The following is a 19,065-nucleotide window of genomic DNA, read 5'->3' as shown; positions in this document are numbered from 1 at the left end:
CCCGTCGGAAGGTTCCCGGCCACGCGGCCCGCGATGCGGGGCGTGGTGCGGGTCGGCAAGAAGGTGTCAGCAGGGCGGGTGATACCCGGCGGCCCCGCTCATGGGCCGCCGGCGCCGCCTTGGCGTGGCCCGTGTGCCGGTTGACAACGGTATCCGGCTCGGAACCAATGGGGGGATCGGGCCGGATTCACGCCGTGCCTACGATCGTGCCGAAGACCGTCACAGTGAGAGGCAGCGGGACACAGCCATGAGCGAGTCGATTTCTCCAGGGGCCTTGGCCGTGCGCTATCTGGGAGGGCCCACGGCGACCCTCGACATCGGTGGCGTACGGCTGCTGACCGATCCCACCTTCGACCCGCCCGGGGACTACCCCATTGGCGAGCGCAAGCTCGTCAAGACCGCGGGCCCGGCCCTCGCGACCTCCGGCCTCGGCCCCGTCGACGCGGTGCTGCTCTCGCACGACCAGCACCCGGACAACCTCGACCGCGCGGGCCGCGTCTACCTCGACCACGCGGACCTGGTGCTCTCCACGGCGTCCGCGCGGGAGCGGCTGGGCGCGACCGTGACGGCGCTGCCGAACTGGGAGACCTTCGAGCTGCCGCGCCCGGGCGGCGGCACGCTGCGGATCACGGGCGTCCCGGCCCAGCACGGCCCGGACGGCACCGAGCACCTGGTCGGCGAGGTGACCGGCTTCGTGGTGTCGGGCGGCGGGCTGCCGACGGTCTACGTCAGCGGCGACAACGCCTCGCTGGACGTGGTGCGCGCGATCGCCGAGCGGTTCGGGCCGGTGGATGTGGCCCTGCTGTTCGCGGGCGCCGCCTCGACCCCGCTGGTCCCCGGGGGCTTTCTGACCCTGTCCAGCGAGCACGCCGCCCAGGCGGTGGAGATCCTCGGCGCGCGGCAGGTCGTCCCGCTGCACTTCGAGCACTGGGGGCACTTCACGCAGGGCGCCGACACGCTGGTCGAGGCCTTCGAGGCGGCCGGGCTCGGCGAGCGGCTGCATCTGCTGAAGCCCGGCGAGCGCGTCGAACTCTAACGGGTGTCGCAGGGGCGTCCGTTGAGGGCGAGGTCCGTGGGCGCGGCGTTTCCGGCGTCCCAGGAGCCGAGGAAGCCGACCTCGAGGGCCTCGCCGCCCCGGGCGGTCTCGTTGTAGTCGGCCGGGGTGACGGTCACCTTGCGCCCGCGCTGGACGAATTCGCCGTTCCACATCTGGGTGATCCGCTGTCCGTTTGCGAACTCCCAGCTCAGCCGCCAGTCGCGGACCGTCTTGCGGGGCGTGAGGGTGACCTTCGCCTGGAAGCCGTCGGGCCACTCGTTGTCCAGGGAGTAGCGGGCCGTGCAGGTGACCCCGGCGGGCTCGGCGTGCTTGGGGGGCTTCTTCTTGGACGGCTTGTCCGGGGACGAGCCATCGCTCGGCGACGGCGAATCGGACGCGGACTTCGACGGGCCGGTCCGGTGGCCGATCGTGCTCGTGCCGGACGAGGGCGGGACATGGGACTGGCTCGGGGCGCCCTTCGACGGGAGGGTGGGGCCGACCGTCGGAAGGGCACCCGGTCCCGTGCTGCCGTCGGGCGGCAGCCCGTCGTCCTGGTTCGCGTCCGTGTTGGTGTAGGCGATGACGGCGATCACGGAGACCGCGGCGGCGGCCGCCAGGATCCCCGCCGCCCTCGTCTTGCCGCCCTTCCTGGGCCTGCGCCGCCGGCCCCCGCCGCCCGCCCTCCGGCCCGGCCCGCCGTGCGTGCGGATCACCCCGGTCGCGGCCGTCGCGCCGACCGCGGCGAAGGCGCCCGTCGTACGGGCCGCACCGGCCGTGCCGGCCGTATCGGTCGCACTGGTTGCGGCGAACGGGTCGGTGGTACTGGTCGTGCCGAACGGGTCGAAGGGGTCGAACATCTCGAACCCGTCGGCCGTGCGCGCGGCGTACGGCGCGTGAGCCGTGTCCCTCGGACCGGCCGACGTGCCGAACGGGTCGAACCCATCGAAGGTGTCGAACCCGTCGAGGGTGTCGTGCGCACGCGGCGTCTCAGCCGCATGAGGCGCATGAGGCGCATGAGGCGCATGAGCCGCCGAGGCCGCGCCCGCCGCGACGCCCGCCCCCGCCGTACGCCCCGTACGGGACCTCCCGCGCGCGCCCCGCATCCCCTTGACGCGGTCCCACAGCGGCGGCCCCACGCTGCGCGCGAGCGTCTGAAGGCGCTTGCCGCCGGTGTTCTCGGCCGCGACCCTGCGCCGCCGCTCCAGGTAGGGCAGCCCGCCCCAGCCGAGGACGCCCCCGGCCAGGGCGCCGGGCAGCCCGCTGCCGTGCAGATACAGACAGGCGGCCGCCTCCTTGCAGTGCATGCAGCGGGCGAGGTGCTGCCACAGGTCCTCGGGCGCGGCGGCGTCCGGCGAGCGGGTCGCCGCGTCCAGCAGCCCGGCGTAGCTGCGGCACGCCTCGTCGGTGAGTGCGTCGACGTGGCTGCGCTGGCACAGCTCGCGGAACCGGGCGCGGACCCGGGCGATCTCCTCGTCGGCGTAGGCGGAGTCCCACCCCAGCCGCCGGGCCACCGTGGTGAGGGACTGCGACTCCACTTCGACGGACCACAGCAGATCGGCGTCCTCCTCCGGGAGGTCCCATAAGCCGCGCAGCGCGAGCGGCTGTTCCCGCCGTGGCGTGGCGTAGCGTCTGGCCCGGTCGGAGGTCAGCCAGATGCGCAGCGCCGGATCGAGCCGGTGGCCGGGCTGCTGGGCCTGCCAGTCGGCGGCCGTCTTCCGTACGGAGCTCAGGAGCAGCGGGAGCCACGGCAGGCGCGGCCCCCATGCCCGCGTCCGCGAGGTGCGGGCCTCCCGGATGCCGCGCCGGAACGCCTCGGTGGCCAGCCGCATTCCGTCCTGCGGGCTGGTGGTGCACAGGTTCGCGTAGTCGAGTACCGCGTCCCAGTATTCGGAGAGCAGAGCGGTCTCGGATATGGCGTCAGAAGATGACTGGTGGGGCATGGAGGTGGTTTCCTCACTCACGAACAACGGCGCCCCCGCCGGGCAACACTCTTATCAGGCCGGGCAGCGACTGGCCAAGGGGCCAGCGTCTTTTCGGAGTTGGGGGGAGGTTCCTTGGTGGTGCCGCCCGAGCCTTTCACGGTTTCGACACAAGTGGCAAGACGGATCGTCGTATGCCTTGAGCATGTGTCACCTTCGGTGGCGGCGGCATGCGGTGAATGCCCCGGAGGTGGTGAAACCCCCGGTTGGGCCGGGGGTTTGGTCTATACCTGACGCAACGTCAGGGCGCGTTGCGGAGCGTACGTCAGAGCGTCAGCTCGACGTCGTACTGGCGCAGCCAGGCGTCCAGGCCGAGGACCATCTCGATCGGCTGCCGTGCGTCCTGGCCCGCCCCGTCCGCCGCGCGCCGGGCGGCGGTGACATCGAGCAGCGGGCGGACCGGGGCGTCGCCGTCGGCCAGCAGCTCGCGCAGCTCGGCCCGGATGGCGTCGGCGTACCGGGGGTCCTGGGTGCTGGGGTACGGGCTCTTGACGCGCTGGGCGACGGAGTCGGGGAGGAGGTCGCGGGTGGCGGCGCGCAGCAGGGACTTCTCGCGGCCGTCGAAGGTCTTCATCGACCAGGGCGTGTTGAAGACGTACTCGACCAGCCGGTGGTCGCAGAACGGCACCCGCACCTCCAGGCCCACCGCCATGCTCGCGCGGTCCTTGCGGTCCAGCAGGAACTGGACGAAGCGGGTCAGGTGCAGATAGCAGATCTCCCGCATCCGCCGCTCCACCGCCGAGTCGCCCTCGCGGTGCGGGACCTCGGACAGCGCCTCGCGGTAGCGGTCGGCCTGGTAGGCGTCGAGGTCCACCTTGGAGAGCAGCCCCGGGTGCAGCAGCGCTTCGCGGCCGCCGGTGCGGGTGCCGGTGAAGCCGAAGTCGCGGAACACCGCGAGCCAGGGGAACGTGTCGGCGTCGACCGCCCGCGGGTCGTGGAACCAGGAGTAGCCACCGAAGACCTCGTCGGCCGACTCCCCGGACAGGGCCACCGTGGAGCGGTCGCGGATCGCCTTGAAGAGCAGATACAGCGAGGTGTCGCTGTCGCCGGAGCCGAACGGCAGATCGCGGGCGGTGAGCGTGGCGCGGCGGTGGGCCGGGTCCATCAGGGCGGTGGTGTCCAGGACGATGTCCTGGTGGTCGGCGCTCACGTGCTCGGCGAGCGCGTGGGCGTAGGGGCCGTCGGGGGTGGCGCGCAACGCGTCGGCCTTGAAGTTCTCGGTCTGGCCGGCGAAGTCCACGGCGAAGGAGCGCACCGGGCCCCGTCCGTCGTCCCGCAGCCCCCGGGCGGCCAGCGCGGTGATCGCGGAGGAGTCGAGCCCGCCGGACAGCAGGGTGCACAGGGGCACGTCGGCGATCAGCTGGCGGGCCACGATGTCGTCCAGCAGCTCCCGCACCCGGCGGACGGTGGTGTCGGTGTCGTCGGTGTGGTCGCTGGCCTCCGGGGCCCAGTAGCGGTGTTCGGCCAGGCCCTGGCGGCGAACGCGTACGACGTGGCCGGGGCGCACCTCGCGCATCCCCTTGTAGACCGCGTGGCCGGGGGTCTTGGTGAAGGCCAGCAGCTCGGCCAGGCCGTCGGTGTCGACGGCGGGGCGTACGGCAGGGTGGGCGAGGATCGCCTTGGGCTCGGAGCCGAAGAGCACGCCGTCGGGGGTGGGGTGGTAGTACAGCGGCTTGATGCCCATGCGGTCACGGACCAGCAGGAGTTGCTGTTCGCGCGGGTCCCACAGGGCGAAGGCGTACATGCCGTTGAGGCGGTGGGTGAAGTCCTCGCCCCACTCCAGGTAGGCGTGCAGGGCGACCTCGGTGTCGCTGCTGGTGCGGAAGGCGTGGCCGCGGTCGATGAGCTCGGCGCGCAGCTCGCGGTAGTTGTAGATCTCGCCGCTGTAGGTGGTCACCAGCACCGTGCGGCCGTCGCGCTCGACGGACATGGGCTGTTTGCCGCCCTCGATGTCGATCACGGCCAGCCGGCGGTGGCCGAGGGCCGCGTGGGTGTCCGTCCACAGGCCCGCCGCGTCCGGGCCGCGGCAGGCCATGGTCGCGGTCATGGCGGCCAGCGTGTCGCGCTCGGCGGTGAGGTCCTGGTCGTACGAGATCCATCCGGTGATGCCGCACATCGCGGTGTCGCTCCCTCCGGTCGGGTCGCCCCGGCGGCCACCGTACGCCGAAGTGATTGCATCGACCACCGGTAGCCTGAGGCAACGACAATTTTCGGCCAGCGACCGCCTCGGGGGCCGGACCGTCTCAGCCGGTCCGGCTCTCGCGCCACTCCCGTACGACACCGTCCACGTCGAACGGCACCAGATCGAGCGGCGGGCCCTCGGGCGGCCGCCGCAGCGCCTCGCGGATCCTGTCGTTGATGTCCGACAGGATCCGCCGTACCTCGGCCTCGGACCCGGCCCCCCGCGCCGCCGCCAGCGCGTCCTCCGCCTCCTTGCGCAGCACGAGCGACGGGGGCAGGTAGGACAGGCCCTCGCGGTGCATCTTGTCCTTGACCCACCACAGTGGGTCATACGGCCGGTCCAGGCCGGACAGCGGCTTGCCCCGCCCGGGCAGGTTGTCGAAGTCGCCCCGCTCCTCCGCCTCGCGGATCTGCCGGTCGGCCCAGGCCTCGAAGCTGATGCCGGGCGGCTTGCGCTCGGTCACGGTGTGCTCCTCCCTCGGATGCGCCTCCAGTCACCTCTATGGTGCCGACTCCATGGTGCCGACCGCCGCGCCCCGGACGGTACCGAGCGGGACCGGAACACCTGGCGGTAGGTCTGCGGTGAGACGCGAGGTGCGCTCGCTCATATGGGCCGCCGCGGCCGGCCCGGCCACCGCCCGCCGACGTAGTCGAAGTGGCAGAAACGGGTTGAACGCAACCAGCTGCCGGGCCCCCGGTGACCCGCGTTCCGGTTGGCGGGTACGGTGCCGATCAACGGCCGGAGCAGGCCGCTGCGACTGTTGCACGGGGGTAACTGCGCGTGGGGCTTGGCGATTTCGTTCCGGATGGGCTTGAGGACTGGGTCGATGACCGGGTCGAGGATGTCGGTGAGGGCATCGACGCCGCCGGGGACTGGACGGCGGACCGGCTGGATGACGTCGGCTGGGAGAGCGGTGCGGACTGGGTCCGTGACAAGTCGGACTCGGCGGCGAACGCGCTGGGCGCGGATGTCGATGAGATGCAGCTGGGTGAGACCGAGGATGCGAAGAAGCTGATCCACGGCAGCCCTGGCAAGCTGCGCTCGACCGCGAGTCATCTGACCGACTTCAAGACCGCGTTCAACAACGTGGGCAAGGGGCTGCAGGGGCTTGGGGCCGGGTCGCTGAAGGGGAAGTCGGCGGACGCGTTCCGGGAGAGCGTGTCGGTCGAGCCGAAGAAGTGGTTCACGGCGGCGGACGCGTGTGAGAAGGCGTCGGGGGCGCTGGAGCGGTTCGCGGGGACGGTGGAGTGGGCGCAGGGTCAGGCGGAGGAGGCGGTCCGGCAGTACAAGAAGGGGAAGAAGGCCTCCGACGACGCCCGTTCGGCGCACAACGGCAGGGTGTCGGCGTACAACGACGCGGTGGAGGCGTACAACGCGAAACCCGCCGACAAGCGTGACCCCTCCAGCCTGCCGGACAAGCCGGGCACCTTCCATGACCCGGGGGCCGCCGATATCAAGGCCGCTGAGGATCTGTTGAAGGAGGCGCGGCGGCAGCGGAACGAGGCGCATGGGGTGGCGAAGGCGGCGGTGGAGGTGGCGCGGGATGCCGCGCCGAAGAAGCCGTCGTATGCGCAGCAGGTGGGGGATGGGCTGACCGGGCTGAGCCTGGATACGGGCCATTTCCTGGGTGGTGTGGTGAAGGGGACGGCGGGGCTGCTGAACTTTGCGCGGCAGGTGAACCCGCTGGACCTGTACAACATCACCCACCCCGCCGAGTACGTCACCAACCTCAACAACACGGCCGCTGGTCTGGTGCGGATGGCCAACGACCCGGGCGCGGCACTCAAGGGCATGTGGGACGCGTTCCAGAAGGATCCCTCCGAGGGGCTGGGCCGGTTGGTGCCGGAGCTGCTCGGGACCAAGGGTCTTGGCGGGGCGAAGGCGGCCGTCACCGCCGCCGAGCGGCTGCCCGCGACCGTGGCCCGGGCCGAGCGGCCCGCTCTGGAAACGCTGGCCAAGGACGGCCCGGCCCCGCATGCCACGCCCGATGGGGCGAAGACCGCCGGGGGAACTGACCCGGTGGATCTGGCGACGGGGCGGATGTATCTGCCGCAGCGGGATGTGGTGTTGCCGGGGGCGTTGCCGCTGGTGTTCGTGCGGCGGGCGGAGTCGGGGTATCGGGCGGGGCGGTGGTTCGGGCCCACGTGGTCGAGCTCGGCCGATCAGCGGCTGGAGATCGGCGCGCGGGGTGTGGTGTTCGTCGCCGAGGACGGGCTGCTGCTGTCGTATCCGCACCCGGCACCCGGCGTGCCGACGCTGCCCGAGCTGGGCCCGCGGTGGCCGCTGGAGCGGACGGTGGAGGGGGATTACACGCTCACCGATCCGGACACCGGCCGCACCTGGTACTTCACCGGGCCGGAGGGCGGGGGCGACGGCGAGGCCCTGCTCGCGGAGATCAGCGACCGCAACGGCCACCGCCTGACCTTCGAATACGACCAACACGGTGCCCCCACCGGCATCGTCCACAGCGGCGGCTACCACCTCAACATCACCACCGACCAGGGCCGTATCACCGCCCTCCACCTGGCCGGAGCCGACCAGGAGCTCATCCGCTACGCCTACACCGACGGCAACCTCACCGAGGTCACCAACTCCTCCGGGCTGCCCCTGCGCTTCGAGTACGACACCGAGCGCCGGATCATCGCATGGACCGACACCAACGACCGCCGCTACGACTACGTCTACGACAACCGCGACCGCTGCATCGCCGAGGGCGGCACCGAGGGCCATATCGCGCTGCGCATCGACTACGGCCCCACGGATGAGCGGACCGGCCACCGGGTCACCACGGTCACCACCCCCGAAGGCCACGCCACCCGCTACCTGGTCAACGACCGCTGCCAGGTCATCGCCGTGACCAACCCGCTCGGCCACACCACCCGCACCCGTCGGGACCGTTACGGCCGGATCCTGTCCCGGACCGACGCCCTCGGCCGGACGACCGGCTACACCTACGACACGGCCGGCCGACTGACCTCCCTGACCACCCCCGATGGACACGAGCGAACCGCCACGTACAACGCCCTGGGCCTCCCGGCGGAGGTGATCCAGCCGGACGGCGCTCGGTGGCGCCATGAGTACGACGAGCGGGGCAACCGCACCGCCACAACCGACCCGTCGGGCAACACCACCCGCTACACCTACGACGACCTGGGCCATCTGGCCTCGGTCACCAACGCGCTCGGCGCCACCACCCGCGTGCGCTGCGACCCGGCCGGGCTCCCCGTCGAGATCACCGATCCTCTGGGCGCGGCCACTGCCTACCACCGCGACGCCTTCGGCCGCCCCACCACCGTCACCGACCCCCTCGGCGCACCCACCCGCATGGAATGGACCGTCGAGGGCAAGCCGACCCGGCGTAGCGGCCCGGACGGCACCGAGGAGACCCGGACCTACGACGGCGAGGGCAACGTCACCGCTCATGTGGACGCGAGCGACGGCGTGACCACGTACGAGTACACCCACTTCGATCTGCTGTCCGCCCGGACCGACCCGGACGGCGCCCGCTACGAGTTCGCCTACGACACGCGGCTGCGCCTCACCCAGGTCACCAATCCCCAGGGGCTGACCTGGACCTACGAGTACGACCCGACCGGCCGCACACTCAGCGAGACGGACTTCGACGGCCGCACCCTCACCTACGAGTACGACGCGGCGGGCCAACTGGTCTCCCGCACCGACCCGCTGGGCCAGACCGTCCGCCTCGAACGCGACGCCTGCGGCCGGATCGTGCACAAGGACTCCGAAGGCCAGGCCACCACCTTCACCTATGACCCGACCGGGCGGCTGGTGGAGGCCGTCGGCCCGGAGGTGGCGCTGACGTACCGGCGGGACCGGATGGGCCGGATCACCTCGGAAGTCGTCGGTGACCGTGTCCTCACGCGCACCTATGACGCCCTCGGTCGCACCGTACGCCGCACCACCCCCTCCGGCGCGAAGTCCACGTTCGCCTACGACGCGGCGGGCCGCCGCACCACTCTGACCACCTGCGGGCACACCCTGGACTTCGCATACGACGCGGCAGGCCGGGAGACCTGCCGCCGCTTCGGTGACACCGCGACCCTCGCCCAGATCTGGGACCCCGCCGGGCGGCTGTCCGAGCAGACCCTGACCGGACCGGCAGGCGACATCACCCAGCACCGCGCCTACACCTACCGCCCCGACGGCCACCTCACCGGCATCGACGACCAACTCCGCGGCCCCCACAGCTACGACCTCGACGCCGCCGGCCGGGTCACGGCCGTCCGCGCCGAGGGCTGGACCGAGAGCTACACCTACGACGAGGTGGGCAACCAGACCCACGCCACCTGGCCAGGCGAACACCCCTCCGCAGCCGACACCACCGGCCCCCGCACGTACACCGGCACCCGCATCACCCGCGCCGGACGCGTCCGCTACGAACACGACCCCGCCGGCCGCCTCACCCTCCGCCAGAAAACCCGCCTGTCGAAGAAGCCCGACACCTGGCACTACACCTGGGACGCCGAAAACCACCTCACCACCGTCACCACCCCCGACGGCACCATCTGGCGCTACCTCTACGACCCCCTCGGCCGCCGCACCGCCAAACAACGCCTCGCCGGCGACGGCGAAACGGTCGTCGAACAGGTCGACTTCACCTGGGACCACAACACCCTCGTCGAACAGACCACCACTACACCGGATCTCCCCGACCCGACCACCCTCACCTGGGAACATCACGGCTTCCGTCCCCTGGCCCAGACCGAGCGGGTCACGGACGCCACCACCCAGCGCGAGATCGACCGCCGCTTCTTCGCCATCGTCACCGACCTGGCCGGCACCCCCACCGAACTCGTCGACGAAACCGGCGACATCGCCTGGCGCCCCCGCACGACGCTGTGGGGCACCACGACGGAAGACCGCACGAGGCCGACTCACACCCCCCTGCGTTTCCCAGGCCAGTACTTCGACCCCGAAAGCGGCCTCCACTACAACCACCACCGCTACTACGACCCCACCACCGCCCGCTACACCACCCCCGACCCCCTCGGTCTCGCCCCCGCTCCCAACCCGGTCGCGTACGTCCAAAACCCCCATCGCTGGCTCGACCCGCTGGGGCTCGCTCCTTACGAATCCGATCCGTTCGAGCCATGGGCCGAGGAACGCCCGGACGGAGAGGAGGTGATAGCCGGGCACGGCGGCATCGCCGCGGGGGACGGCACTCCGGCCAGGGTTCCCGAGGGCACGACTGTCGTCATGCACAGCCTCCACGGTGAGCCCATCAGCTGGATGGATACGAGGGCCATCATCGCCGGGCGCTCGCACATGAAGCCGGTGGAGGAGTACGGGCCGGGGGAGTTGCTGCCGGACTACGAGCTGCATCCGCCGGACGGTTTGGAACTCCAGGGCAACCCCATCATCACGGAGAAGAATCCGGTCCGTCTGTCGTTCATGCTCGACCCGAATATGGGCCGAGTGCACTGGGCCGCCTGCCGAACGGTCTATGAGGTGGAGTAGTGAGCGGCCGGAACGCGATCAAGGAGCATGACATGACCGACCCCGTCGAGCTGGTCTGGCCGACCACCTTGGACGACGCGCTGCGCGCCAGGATCCACCGGATGATCCACGCCGTCACCGAGACCGGCGGGGCCATCGGCTACCTCACACCGCCCGGCCGGGCGGAGACCGACGCCTGGCTCGACGGGATCCTGGCCGACGTACGGGCCGGGGACGCGGCGCTCGCCCTGGCGACCGAGGAGGGCGGGTCGGGTGAGGTGCTGGGCTGTGCGCTGTGGCGGCGCCGCGCCACCGTGGCCAGCTACCGGCACAGCGCCGAACTCCAGCAGGTCATGACGCACCCCGCGGCCCGGGGCCGGGGCATCGGCCGGCTTCTGGTGTCCGCGCTGATCGACGACGTGCGCGCGGCCGGTCTGGAGCTGCTGATCCTGGGTGTCCGTGGCAACAACCACGGCGCGATCGGCCTGTACGAGGACCTCGGCTTCAAGGAGTGGGGCCGGTTGCCGAGCGGGATAGCCGTCGGTGACGAGCGCTTCGACGACGTCAAGATGTATCTGGAGCTGGCTCGCCCGGACGGGGTCGCGGTGCACGGCTCGGCCGCGGTCGGCGCGGGAGCCTCGCCGCGCCGCGCGTGAGCACGGCGGGCGAGCCCCGGCGGAGCGCATCAGGTGGCGCGCATCAGGTGGCGCCTCCCAGCGACAGCCAGTGCGCCCTTCGGCACCTCATGGTGGCGGTGTGAGCGAGGCCAGCGCAGCGGGCGGCACCGCACCGGCGGCGGCTGAGCCGAGCAGCAGTTCGGCCAGGTCATGGGGGTGCGCCCGCTCACCGGTTGGAGCCGCCGCTGCGATCCGGTCCAGCCGGAAGCCCCGGCCGGCCCGCCGTATGCGGCACCAGGCGATGAGGTACCACCGGCCATCGGCGGTGAGCAGTCCGGCCGGTTCCACTACGCGGTCGCTTGCGCGTCCTGCCGCGTCGACGTAGGACAGCCGCAGCACCATGTTGCCGGTGAGGGCCTGTTCCACCGCGGCGCGGACCGCGGAGTCGGTCCGCGATGGCAGCGCGACGATCCGTATCGGTGATCGTCATGCCGTCGACCGTCGCAGCCGTCCGCGACAACACCCTGTCACCGTTTCCTGGCGAGCTGCGTCATAGCCCTGTCGCTCGCGTACCGTCCGCGTCACGTGGCAGCGGGACACGCTTTATGTCGCCGGGCAGAACACCGATTTGAGGGCGTCGGTGATGCGTTGCGGCGTGGTCATGCGCTCGGCATCGTCCATGGCCAGCGTCATGGACACGGCGAACTGCAGGCGGCCGTCGGAGGAGGTGTAGGTCGAGGCGAGGAAGCCGGGGGCGCTGCCCCCGCCTCCTGGGGCGAACTCGGGGTTGCCGGCGCACGGGCCGCCCTCGGGCTGCGGCGGCTGGCCAGGCGGCGGGTCGGTGAGCAGTTTGTTCAGGGACTCCGGCAGGAGCCTGCCCTGGCGGAGGGCGCGCTTGAAGGCGCTGACGTCGCGCGCGGTGGAGACCACGCCGCCCGCGCCGAGCATGGTGGTGGCGTTGATCTTGTCGACATCGAGCAGCGTGCCCGTCTCGTCCGGGGCGTAGCCGTGCCCGTGCGGGCCCTTGATGCCCTCGGACGCCTTTGTGGGCAGATAGGTATCGCGCATTCCGAGCGGGGCGAAGAGCCTCCGGTCGAGTTCGGCCGCCAGCGACCTCCCGGACAGTTTCTCGATGATCATGCCGAGCAGGATGTAGTCGGTGTTGGAGTGGTTGAAGGTCCCGATCTCCACGGGCCGAGGGTTCTTGCGTGAGGCCGCCAGCAGGTCGGTCGGGCGGTAGTTACGCGTGGGGTCCATGGTGTCCGCGCCGATGTACTCGGGGATGCCCGAGGTCATCTGGATCAGGTTGCGTACCGTGATCTCGTCGGCCCGCTCGACCAGGTCTTTTTCCGCCACCTCCGGCAGGACCGCGCTGAGTTTGTCGTCGAGACTCAGCTTGGCCTCCTTGACCAGTTGCAGCACCACGGCGGCGGTCATGCCCTTGGTCTGCGAGCCGATCCGGTAGCGGGCGTTCGATGGGATCGCACCGCCCTTGCCGTAGAGCAGGCGGGACCCGGCCGATCCCTTCCCGACCCGCTTGCCGTCCACGTACACCTCGCCGATGGCGCCCACTACGTGGCCCGTCTTCACCAGGTCTTCCATCGCCTTCTGCACGTTCCCGACCTTGACGGGGTCGGCAGATACCGAGGCGTTGGCGGGCGCGGCCACGCTCAGAGCCAGCGCCGCGCACGCCACCGAGGCGATGCCGGCCACTGCCGCTCGACGCGAAACCATGAAGTCTCCCTCTGCGGAAGTCCGAAAAATCAGATGTCGAGCCACAGTTCTAGGGCGGGACGTGTTTCCTCGTTGTTAGCCCGACCGTGCGGCTACGGCTTCCGCCCCCGTAATCGCACAACACGACGGCACCGGCCGCGGCCGCCTCCCCGACGAAGTGGTGACCTTGCTGGCGGGGACCTCCTGCCCACCGCCATCACATGATCACGGGACACGCTCAGGGGAGTGTGGGGCAGGGGATGGTCGGACGGGTCCGGTTTGCGCTGCACGCGACCACTTGGATCGAGGCGAATCCGGTGCCTCGCAGATACCATCCGCCCACGACGTCCCCGCCCCAGCCGAGCCGGGCCTCCGCGGCCGCGAACGGCTCGGCCCACCGCGCGAGGTCCCTGTCGCGGTCGGTCATGAAGGACGGAGCTAAGCCGGTGACCTGGCCCCTGTACCAGGCAGAGGCTTTCTCCGGCTCCTGGAAGGTGGCCTTGATCATTCTGGCTGGGCGCAGCAGCCAGTGGGGTACCTCCAGCGGGGGCACTTCGCTCGCCATGAAGGTGGGGCTGGCTGACGCGATCTGCTTCCACTCCTGGGGGGAGATGTTGTGGACGACGAGATGTGGCGGCCGTCGCGTGGACTCGTCGTCGTACGTTCGCCGTTCTCCGGACCAGCGGTAGCAGTGCCAGTGATCGGGCATGGGCATGGGTGGGGGCTGTGCTGTCATGAGGGTGCTCCTGCATGGGGTGGGAGCGGCCCCGCCCTGCGGCGGGGGCTGTCTGAGGACGGGGCCGCCGTCTACCTGTGGCGCCTGACGCGGGCTAGTGCGCGTACTGGCGTCCGTCGTCCGAGTCACCGGGTGTCTGTCCGCCCGGTGTCGGGGCGTCCGTGTCCGGCATGGTGTCGCCGCCTTCCGGGTCCTGGCGGACGGCATGCTGTAATCGCATTGGGTCTCCTGTGAGTTCACGCGCGCAGGGTGTCCCCGCGCGATTGCGCGGTCCTCGTCCCGGCCGCTGGCCTGCAAGCGGGAGGCCGGGGCGAGGCTTTACGGACGGGACTTCGGCTCGCTGCTGTCCGGGCCGAAGTTCCTCAGCCCTGCCTCGGATGGGCAGGGGGCTAGGGGCGATACCGGTGACTTACGCAGCCGAGGCCTGGACTTGCGGTGAGTTTGAGACGGCGACACGCCGAAGCGACGGCGTGTCGCCGTCTCAAACTCACCACAAAGCCACCTAGGTGGCGTCTGACTTCAGGGCCTCGACGGGTGGGTTGTTGTGGCAGTCGCAGTCACAGCGGATGGTCATGATGAGCGCGCCACGGGTCGCGGGCGGTATGGGCGCCGCCCGGACCTCGCCCGGCCCCTTGCAGAATGCGTGGATCTCGTCGGGCGTGGTGTCGGGTTCGGCGGTGTACAGCGCGCAGTACGGGGACAGGCGCCGGGCGCCGGCCGGGACGGTCATGTCGTCTGCCTCTCGCGCTGGAGGGTGACGAGCACGTTGTAGAGGTCGGCGTCGGGACGCGGCCATCGGCGGTCGCAGGGAGGGCACAGATAGCGCAGGCAGCCGGGCCCGGACGCGGCCGCGCGGACCACGGGGATCGGCTCGCGGGTGGTTTTGTCGCAGCGGTAGCAGTACTCCGTCACCGGGGGACCTCCACGCGAGGGCCGAGCGCCTCGCCGGTCGCGGTCCGCAGCGCGGCGAAGAGGGCCGCCGGATCGGTCAGGTGCCGGGCGTGCTCAAGCGGTACGTGCCAGTGGACGCCGGGCCCGCTTGTGCGGGCCGCAGGAGGCACCTCGATGTAGGCGGTCGCTCCCCACACTTCGGCGGAGGGCAGCAGGCCCATGTCCCAGCCGCTGGCCGCACCCGGCTCGATGAGCCAATACAAGACCCTGTCGATCGGGTTCTTGATGACCGCGCCGGTCGTCGCGCCCAGTAAGTCGAGCGTGCGTTCGCCGATGCCGATGGAGAGAGGGACGCGCACGATGTCCCATGAGGTGCCAACGGGCCGCAGCTCCGCGCTATGCCCGCTGGGCGGCGTCCACGGCAGGACGGGGTGGTTGTTCGTCGTCTCCACTGGAGCCCCCGACGTCATCGGTGATCAGGTGATTACCGACCGTAAGAGCGCCGGGGGTGGGGAGGGGGCAGAGATTCTGCCCCTCGAACGGGGGTTCAGGCGGCCAATACTCCGATCTTCACGGCTAGGTCGGCCGCACGACGGCGACGCTCCGGAGACTTCGACTCCGTCTCCTCCAAGACGATGCGGCGCGCGTAGCCGTTGTAACGAATCGTCTCTGGCGCCGCCTCGTACGCTTTGTCCAACGTTGCCAGCGCGGTCTCCGGCTGCCCGTCAAGTTGGTAGCCCCGGGCCTCCTCGATCCTGTGCCGGGCCAGCCGAGGCCGTGAAGGGATTGTCTCGGCGTCAGCCTTCGCGGCCTGCCGTACGGACTCCGGGCCCGCATGCAGCTCGACGGCGACCGTGACCGCGTGCGCGCCCATGATGGCCCGGGAGAACGAGGTCACGGGGTGGTAGTAGTCGGCAGGGAGCCGCTTGGACATCTTGCTTGCGGTGTCCCAGTAGCTCCACGCGGTGCCGGTATCTCCGCGGCGTGCGGCGGTGTATCCGGCCTCGAACTGCAGGGCACCCGCGATGGCGCGCACGTCGTCCGGCGCGTCCGGCAGGAGAGGCTTGAGGTAGCGCAGGGTCTCCAGAGTCACGGCGTCGGCTGCGTCGAAGTGGGCGGGGCCGCTGTCGCGGTGGGCCTGGGCGGTGAGCCAGGCGGCTACGCCGATGGCGTGCGGGTCCTCGCTCTCCTGGGCAGCGACCATGCCGCGGTCGACCACGCGCCAGTGGAGGGCGGAGTCCGGCTGGTAGGCAAGGAAGAACTGGCTGAGGGAGTAGACCTCGGATAGCACCGCTTGAGCGGCCCGCCGGTCGGGGGCGCGGTCGGCCTGGCGTACGGCGAGCTGCGCATCCCGGATGAGATTCGGCAGGAGACCGCCGATCACATCGCGGTGGTTGGGTGCGGAGTGGCGGGCTGACCAAGCGCGTTCGAGGCGTGCACTCAGGTGCGCGGGCGAGGGTGCTTCGCGATCGGCAGCGAAGGGGAATGCGTCGATCGCGGCTCGCACTGCGGGCAGCTTGGCGTGACCGGGGCCGATGAAGAGATCAATGGGCATGGTCTGGTCGCCGGTGAGCTCAGCGAGGTTGCGGACGCGTAGAACCTCGGCGATGCGCAAGAGCATTGGAAGTCCGGGAGTGTGGAGAGCGCCGTTCTCGACCTGCTTCACCCAGCTCGGGGACTTGTCGAGGAGACCGGCGAGGACTGTACGGCTCATGCCCCGGCGTGTGCGGAGGACTTGCATCCGCTGGCCGAAGACCAGCGGGTGGTCCAGCGGGTTCGGGGTAGCATCAGATGACATGGCCTTGCCCCTCTCTGTCCAGCTCGTCACTGCCAGGGTATGAGGCAGGGCGCCTCTCGTGTGAGGCCGTTCACTCCCAGGTATGGCGAACCTCGCCTTTGAGCCGCAACCGCTCAGCAGTCGCCACGGCCTGACCTAGGCTCACCGATAATCACCGGGGAAGGGACCCATGAACATCAGCGAGTGGGTCGGCGCCGACGAGTGGACCACCGTCGAGGGCCGCCCCTACGTCGTCTACAAGTACGCGGCCACGCTGGACGGGCGGATCGCCGCAGCGGATTCCACCAGCCAGTGGATCACGAGCGTGGAGTCCCGTGCTGAGGTCCATTCCCTGCGCGCGGCCTGCCAGGCCACTGTGGTGGGCTCCGGCACACAGCAGGCCGACAATCCGCACCTTGCCGTCCGCTCGGCGGTGGACGATCCCAAGCTGAAGGTGGTCGTACCGGTCCACGCCGCGACCTTCGACCGGCTCGTGGACGCGGCGGACGAGGTGTTGGTGATGCCGTACGCCACGGCGAACCGCGAGGCGTACGAAGCGGCGAATGCCGTACTGCTGGAGCGGGCGGACCGTCTTGTGGCCGTGTGGAACGGGCAGCCGCCGACCGGCAAGGGCGGTGGCACGGCGGATGTGGTGTACGAGGCGCGTGAGGCGGGCCTGCCTGTGGACGTCGTATGGCCCGACGGAGCGTCCCGCCAGGCATGACGGAAGCCTGCCCCGCATACGCGAGCGGTTCCTGCTGCCCGAGGAACTGACGGCGAACAACACAATTGGAGTGCACGCGGGTTCCTCGTCTATGCCATCCGCGCCAAGCAGGTCGCCGAGATCCGGCTGGACGATCTCAACCGATCGGACATCTCCGATCCACTACGTCCGCGCCGCCCACCCCGCGCGCTTCACCATCGACCCGGCCCAGGTGTGGGCCTCACTGACGCCGCTGGCCAAGGACACAGAACTCGTTACCTTCGGGGTCTGCCAATACAACCCACGATTGGTCACCCTGGCCAATATCAACACGCTGTGCGCCATGAGCCACCAGACGAGCCACCTCGGCGTCCTGGTCATCAGGCCTGAAGTCGAGATGCAGTCGGCTCTTGGCCTTCTTGCTCTCATCAATCCGGACGAAGTCCAACCCTGGCAGGCGATCCGGCTCCGGGCGGATCTCGAACTCCTCATCAGAGGAGTGGACCACAACCCAGCCAAGAGCCGTAGCCCACCACTGCCCCAAGGCCACCGGATCTACCGAGTGAACAATTACCTGTTCCCATTCCAAGGTCATCTGCCGAGCTTAGACCTGCCAGAGCTTCGAATAACAGGCACTCAGGCCCCACACACCAGCGTTCAGATTCCGCGAACCCGTTGGTTTCCGACAACGACGGCCCGCGGGCGCTCGCCCGCCGCCGCACACCGCGTGAGCACGGCGGGGAGCACCCGTCGGGGTGACTCACCCGATGGCCTCCAACACCGTGGCGTTGGCGAGCCCGCCCGCCTCGCACATGGTCTGTAGCGCGTACCGCGCGCCACGCTCGCGCATGGCGCCGACCAGGGTGGTCATCAGCCGGGCGCCGCTGGCGCCGAGCGGGTGGCCCAGTGCGATGGCGCCGCCGTTGACGTTGACCTTGGCGGGGTCGGCGCCCGTCTCCTGCTGCCAGGACAGCACCACACTGGCGAACGCCTCGTTGACCTCGAACAGGTCGATGTCCGACAGCGCGAGCCCGGCCCGGCGCAGCACCTTCTCGGTGGCCGGGATGACGCCGGTGAGCATCAGCAGCGGGTCCGAGCCGGTGACGGCGAAGCTGTGCAGTCGGGCCTTGGGGCGCAGGCCGAGCCGGGCCGCGGTGTCGCTGCTGGTGATCAGCAGGGCGGCCGCGCCGTCGTTGACCGGGCTGCTGTTGCCCGCGGTCACCGACCACTGGATCTGCGGAAACCGCTCGGCGAACCCGGGGTCGGCGAAGGCCGGCCGCAGCCCGGCCAGCACCTCGGGGGTGGTGCCGGGCCGGATGGACTCGTCCGTGTCCACGGTGCGTCCGTCGGTCCGTACCGGGGCGACCTCGGCGGCGAACCGGCCCTCGGCGGTCGCCCGGGCCGCCTTCTGGTGGGACGCGGTGGCGAACTCGTCCATCTGCTCCCGCGTGAGGGACCACTTGGCGGCGATCAGCTCTGCGCTGATCCCCTGCGGAACGAGCCCCTCGGGGTAGCGGGCCGCGATCCCCGGCCCGAACGGATCGGCGCCCGCCGGCACGTTCGACCACATGGGCACCCGGCTCATCGACTCCACTCCACAGGCCACCACCAGGTCGTACGCCCCGGAGATCACCCCTTGCGCGGCGAAGTGCACGGCCTGCTGCGAGGACCCGCACTGCCGGTCCACGGTCGTCGCCGGGACCGAATCGGGGAACCCGGCCGAGAGCCACGCGTACCGGGTGGTGTTCATGGCCTGCTCGCCCACCTGGTCGACGCACCCGCCGATCACGTCGTCGACCAGAGCCGGGTCCACCCCACTCCGTTCGACGAGGGCGCCCAGCGTGTGCGCCAGCAGCTCCACCGGATGCACCCCGGCGAGCGCGCCGCCGGGCTTGCCCTTGCCGATCGGGGTGCGGACGGCTTCGACGATGACGGCGTCGCGCATGGCGATCGCCTCCTCTTCCAGCGAGGATA

Annotated in this window: 17 protein-coding genes; 4 read left to right on the top strand and 13 right to left on the bottom strand. The window is 70.7% G+C overall.

Going from position 1 to position 19,065, the window contains the following annotated elements:
* Positions 1-247 precede the first annotated feature (247 nt).
* The gene (locus ACWY4P_RS25585) at positions 248-1,036 is read left to right on the top strand and encodes an MBL fold metallo-hydrolase (RefSeq protein WP_456202654.1); all 789 of its coding nucleotides are present in this window, start codon (positions 248-250) and stop codon (positions 1,034-1,036) included.
* On the opposite strand, the gene ACWY4P_RS25580 is transcribed toward ACWY4P_RS25585, so the two are convergent.
* From ACWY4P_RS25580 to ACWY4P_RS25570, 3 genes are all read right to left on the bottom strand, one after another.
* Positions 1,033-2,976 carry a cellulose binding domain-containing protein gene (locus ACWY4P_RS25580; RefSeq protein ID WP_456202653.1) on the bottom strand — a complete coding sequence of 648 codons (1,944 nt, stop codon included), beginning with the start codon at positions 2,974-2,976 and terminating at the stop codon, positions 1,033-1,035. The genes ACWY4P_RS25585 and ACWY4P_RS25580 overlap by 4 nt on opposite strands.
* Before the next feature lie 304 nt (positions 2,977-3,280).
* Positions 3,281-5,131, bottom strand: a complete 1,851-nt coding sequence (asnB, locus tag ACWY4P_RS25575) for an asparagine synthase (glutamine-hydrolyzing) (protein WP_456202652.1) — start codon at positions 5,129-5,131, stop codon at positions 3,281-3,283.
* A 127-nt stretch (positions 5,132-5,258) separates the two neighbouring features.
* Positions 5,259-5,660 carry a DnaJ family domain-containing protein gene (locus ACWY4P_RS25570; RefSeq protein ID WP_456202651.1) on the bottom strand — a complete coding sequence of 134 codons (402 nt, stop codon included), beginning with the start codon at positions 5,658-5,660 and terminating at the stop codon, positions 5,259-5,261.
* 317 nt (positions 5,661-5,977) lie between these two features.
* Between ACWY4P_RS25570 and ACWY4P_RS25565 the strand changes: the two genes are divergently transcribed.
* On the top strand, positions 5,978-10,675 hold the full coding sequence (locus ACWY4P_RS25565; RefSeq protein ID WP_456202650.1) for a putative T7SS-secreted protein: 4,698 nt from the start codon (positions 5,978-5,980) through the stop codon (positions 10,673-10,675).
* A gap of 32 nt (positions 10,676-10,707) precedes the next feature.
* Positions 10,708-11,310 (top strand): N-acetyltransferase family protein, encoded by a 603-nt coding sequence (locus ACWY4P_RS25560; RefSeq protein ID WP_456202649.1) that lies wholly within the window; start codon positions 10,708-10,710, stop codon positions 11,308-11,310.
* A gap of 87 nt (positions 11,311-11,397) precedes the next feature.
* Here ACWY4P_RS25560 and ACWY4P_RS25555 read toward each other — a convergent pair whose 3' ends face one another.
* The 8 genes from ACWY4P_RS25555 to ACWY4P_RS25520 form a co-directional block, all read right to left on the bottom strand.
* Positions 11,398-11,697 carry a helix-turn-helix transcriptional regulator gene (locus ACWY4P_RS25555; RefSeq protein ID WP_456202648.1) on the bottom strand — a complete coding sequence of 100 codons (300 nt, stop codon included), beginning with the start codon at positions 11,695-11,697 and terminating at the stop codon, positions 11,398-11,400.
* 177 nt (positions 11,698-11,874) lie between these two features.
* Positions 11,875-13,005: a serine hydrolase domain-containing protein gene (locus ACWY4P_RS25550; protein WP_456202647.1), complete on the bottom strand. Its 1,131-nt coding sequence runs from the start codon at positions 13,003-13,005 to the stop codon at positions 11,875-11,877.
* A 217-nt stretch (positions 13,006-13,222) separates the two neighbouring features.
* Positions 13,223-13,720, bottom strand: coding sequence for a hypothetical protein (locus tag ACWY4P_RS25545; protein ID WP_456202646.1), 498 nt, complete (start codon positions 13,718-13,720; stop codon positions 13,223-13,225).
* 94 nt (positions 13,721-13,814) lie between these two features.
* On the bottom strand, positions 13,815-13,940 hold the full coding sequence (locus tag ACWY4P_RS25540; protein ID WP_456202645.1) for a hypothetical protein: 126 nt from the start codon (positions 13,938-13,940) through the stop codon (positions 13,815-13,817).
* Positions 13,941-14,222: 282 nt separating this feature from the next.
* The gene (locus tag ACWY4P_RS25535) at positions 14,223-14,450 is read right to left on the bottom strand and encodes a hypothetical protein (protein WP_456202644.1); all 228 of its coding nucleotides are present in this window, start codon (positions 14,448-14,450) and stop codon (positions 14,223-14,225) included.
* The gene (locus ACWY4P_RS25530; RefSeq protein WP_456202643.1) at positions 14,447-14,632 is read right to left on the bottom strand and encodes a hypothetical protein; all 186 of its coding nucleotides are present in this window, start codon (positions 14,630-14,632) and stop codon (positions 14,447-14,449) included. The genes ACWY4P_RS25535 and ACWY4P_RS25530 overlap by 4 nt, the downstream gene beginning before the upstream one ends.
* On the bottom strand, positions 14,629-15,063 hold the full coding sequence (locus ACWY4P_RS25525; RefSeq protein ID WP_456202642.1) for a hypothetical protein: 435 nt from the start codon (positions 15,061-15,063) through the stop codon (positions 14,629-14,631). The genes ACWY4P_RS25530 and ACWY4P_RS25525 overlap by 4 nt, the downstream gene beginning before the upstream one ends.
* 95 nt (positions 15,064-15,158) lie before the next feature.
* Complete coding sequence (locus ACWY4P_RS25520; protein ID WP_456202641.1) at positions 15,159-16,409, bottom strand: helix-turn-helix domain-containing protein; 1,251 nt, start codon at positions 16,407-16,409, stop codon at positions 15,159-15,161.
* A gap of 169 nt (positions 16,410-16,578) precedes the next feature.
* Between ACWY4P_RS25520 and ACWY4P_RS25515 the strand changes: the two genes are divergently transcribed.
* A complete protein-coding gene (locus ACWY4P_RS25515) occupies positions 16,579-17,112 on the top strand; it encodes a RibD family protein (RefSeq protein WP_456202640.1) in 534 nt (177 codons plus the stop codon).
* A 220-nt stretch (positions 17,113-17,332) separates the two neighbouring features.
* Here the strand turns inward: ACWY4P_RS25515 and ACWY4P_RS25510 are convergent, their stop codons facing one another.
* Positions 17,333-17,686: a VOC family protein gene (locus ACWY4P_RS25510; RefSeq protein WP_456202639.1), complete on the bottom strand. Its 354-nt coding sequence runs from the start codon at positions 17,684-17,686 to the stop codon at positions 17,333-17,335.
* Between the two features lie 165 nt (positions 17,687-17,851).
* Positions 17,852-19,036: a thiolase family protein gene (locus ACWY4P_RS25505; RefSeq protein WP_456202638.1), complete on the bottom strand. Its 1,185-nt coding sequence runs from the start codon at positions 19,034-19,036 to the stop codon at positions 17,852-17,854.
* Between the last annotated feature and the right edge of the window lie 29 nt (positions 19,037-19,065).

Source organism: Streptomyces sp. LZ34, from assembly GCF_053890475.1.
The sequence above is the reverse complement of the archived record's forward strand: the minus strand, read 5'-3'. Positions and strand labels throughout refer to the sequence as shown.

Excerpts from the sequence above, each read along its gene's own strand:
- ACWY4P_RS25585 (WP_456202654.1), top strand. The coding sequence starts at position 248 with ATGAGCGAGTCGATTTCTCCAGGGGCCTTGGCCGTGCGCTATCTGGGA.
- ACWY4P_RS25580 (WP_456202653.1), bottom strand. The coding sequence starts at position 2,976 with ATGCCCCACCAGTCATCTTCTGACGCCATATCCGAGACCGCTCTGCTC.
- asnB (WP_456202652.1), bottom strand. The coding sequence starts at position 5,131 with ATGTGCGGCATCACCGGATGGATCTCGTACGACCAGGACCTCACCGCC.
- ACWY4P_RS25560 (WP_456202649.1), top strand. The coding sequence starts at position 10,708 with ATGACCGACCCCGTCGAGCTGGTCTGGCCGACCACCTTGGACGACGCG.
- ACWY4P_RS25550 (WP_456202647.1), bottom strand. The coding sequence starts at position 13,005 with ATGGTTTCGCGTCGAGCGGCAGTGGCCGGCATCGCCTCGGTGGCGTGC.
- ACWY4P_RS25545 (WP_456202646.1), bottom strand. The coding sequence starts at position 13,720 with ATGACAGCACAGCCCCCACCCATGCCCATGCCCGATCACTGGCACTGC.
- ACWY4P_RS25540 (WP_456202645.1), bottom strand. The coding sequence starts at position 13,940 with ATGCGATTACAGCATGCCGTCCGCCAGGACCCGGAAGGCGGCGACACC.
- ACWY4P_RS25535 (WP_456202644.1), bottom strand. The coding sequence starts at position 14,450 with ATGACCGTCCCGGCCGGCGCCCGGCGCCTGTCCCCGTACTGCGCGCTG.
- ACWY4P_RS25520 (WP_456202641.1), bottom strand. The coding sequence starts at position 16,409 with ATGTCATCTGATGCTACCCCGAACCCGCTGGACCACCCGCTGGTCTTC.
- ACWY4P_RS25515 (WP_456202640.1), top strand. The coding sequence starts at position 16,579 with ATGAACATCAGCGAGTGGGTCGGCGCCGACGAGTGGACCACCGTCGAG.
- ACWY4P_RS25510 (WP_456202639.1), bottom strand. The coding sequence starts at position 17,686 with ATGACCTTGGAATGGGAACAGGTAATTGTTCACTCGGTAGATCCGGTG.
- ACWY4P_RS25505 (WP_456202638.1), bottom strand. The coding sequence starts at position 19,036 with ATGCGCGACGCCGTCATCGTCGAAGCCGTCCGCACCCCGATCGGCAAG.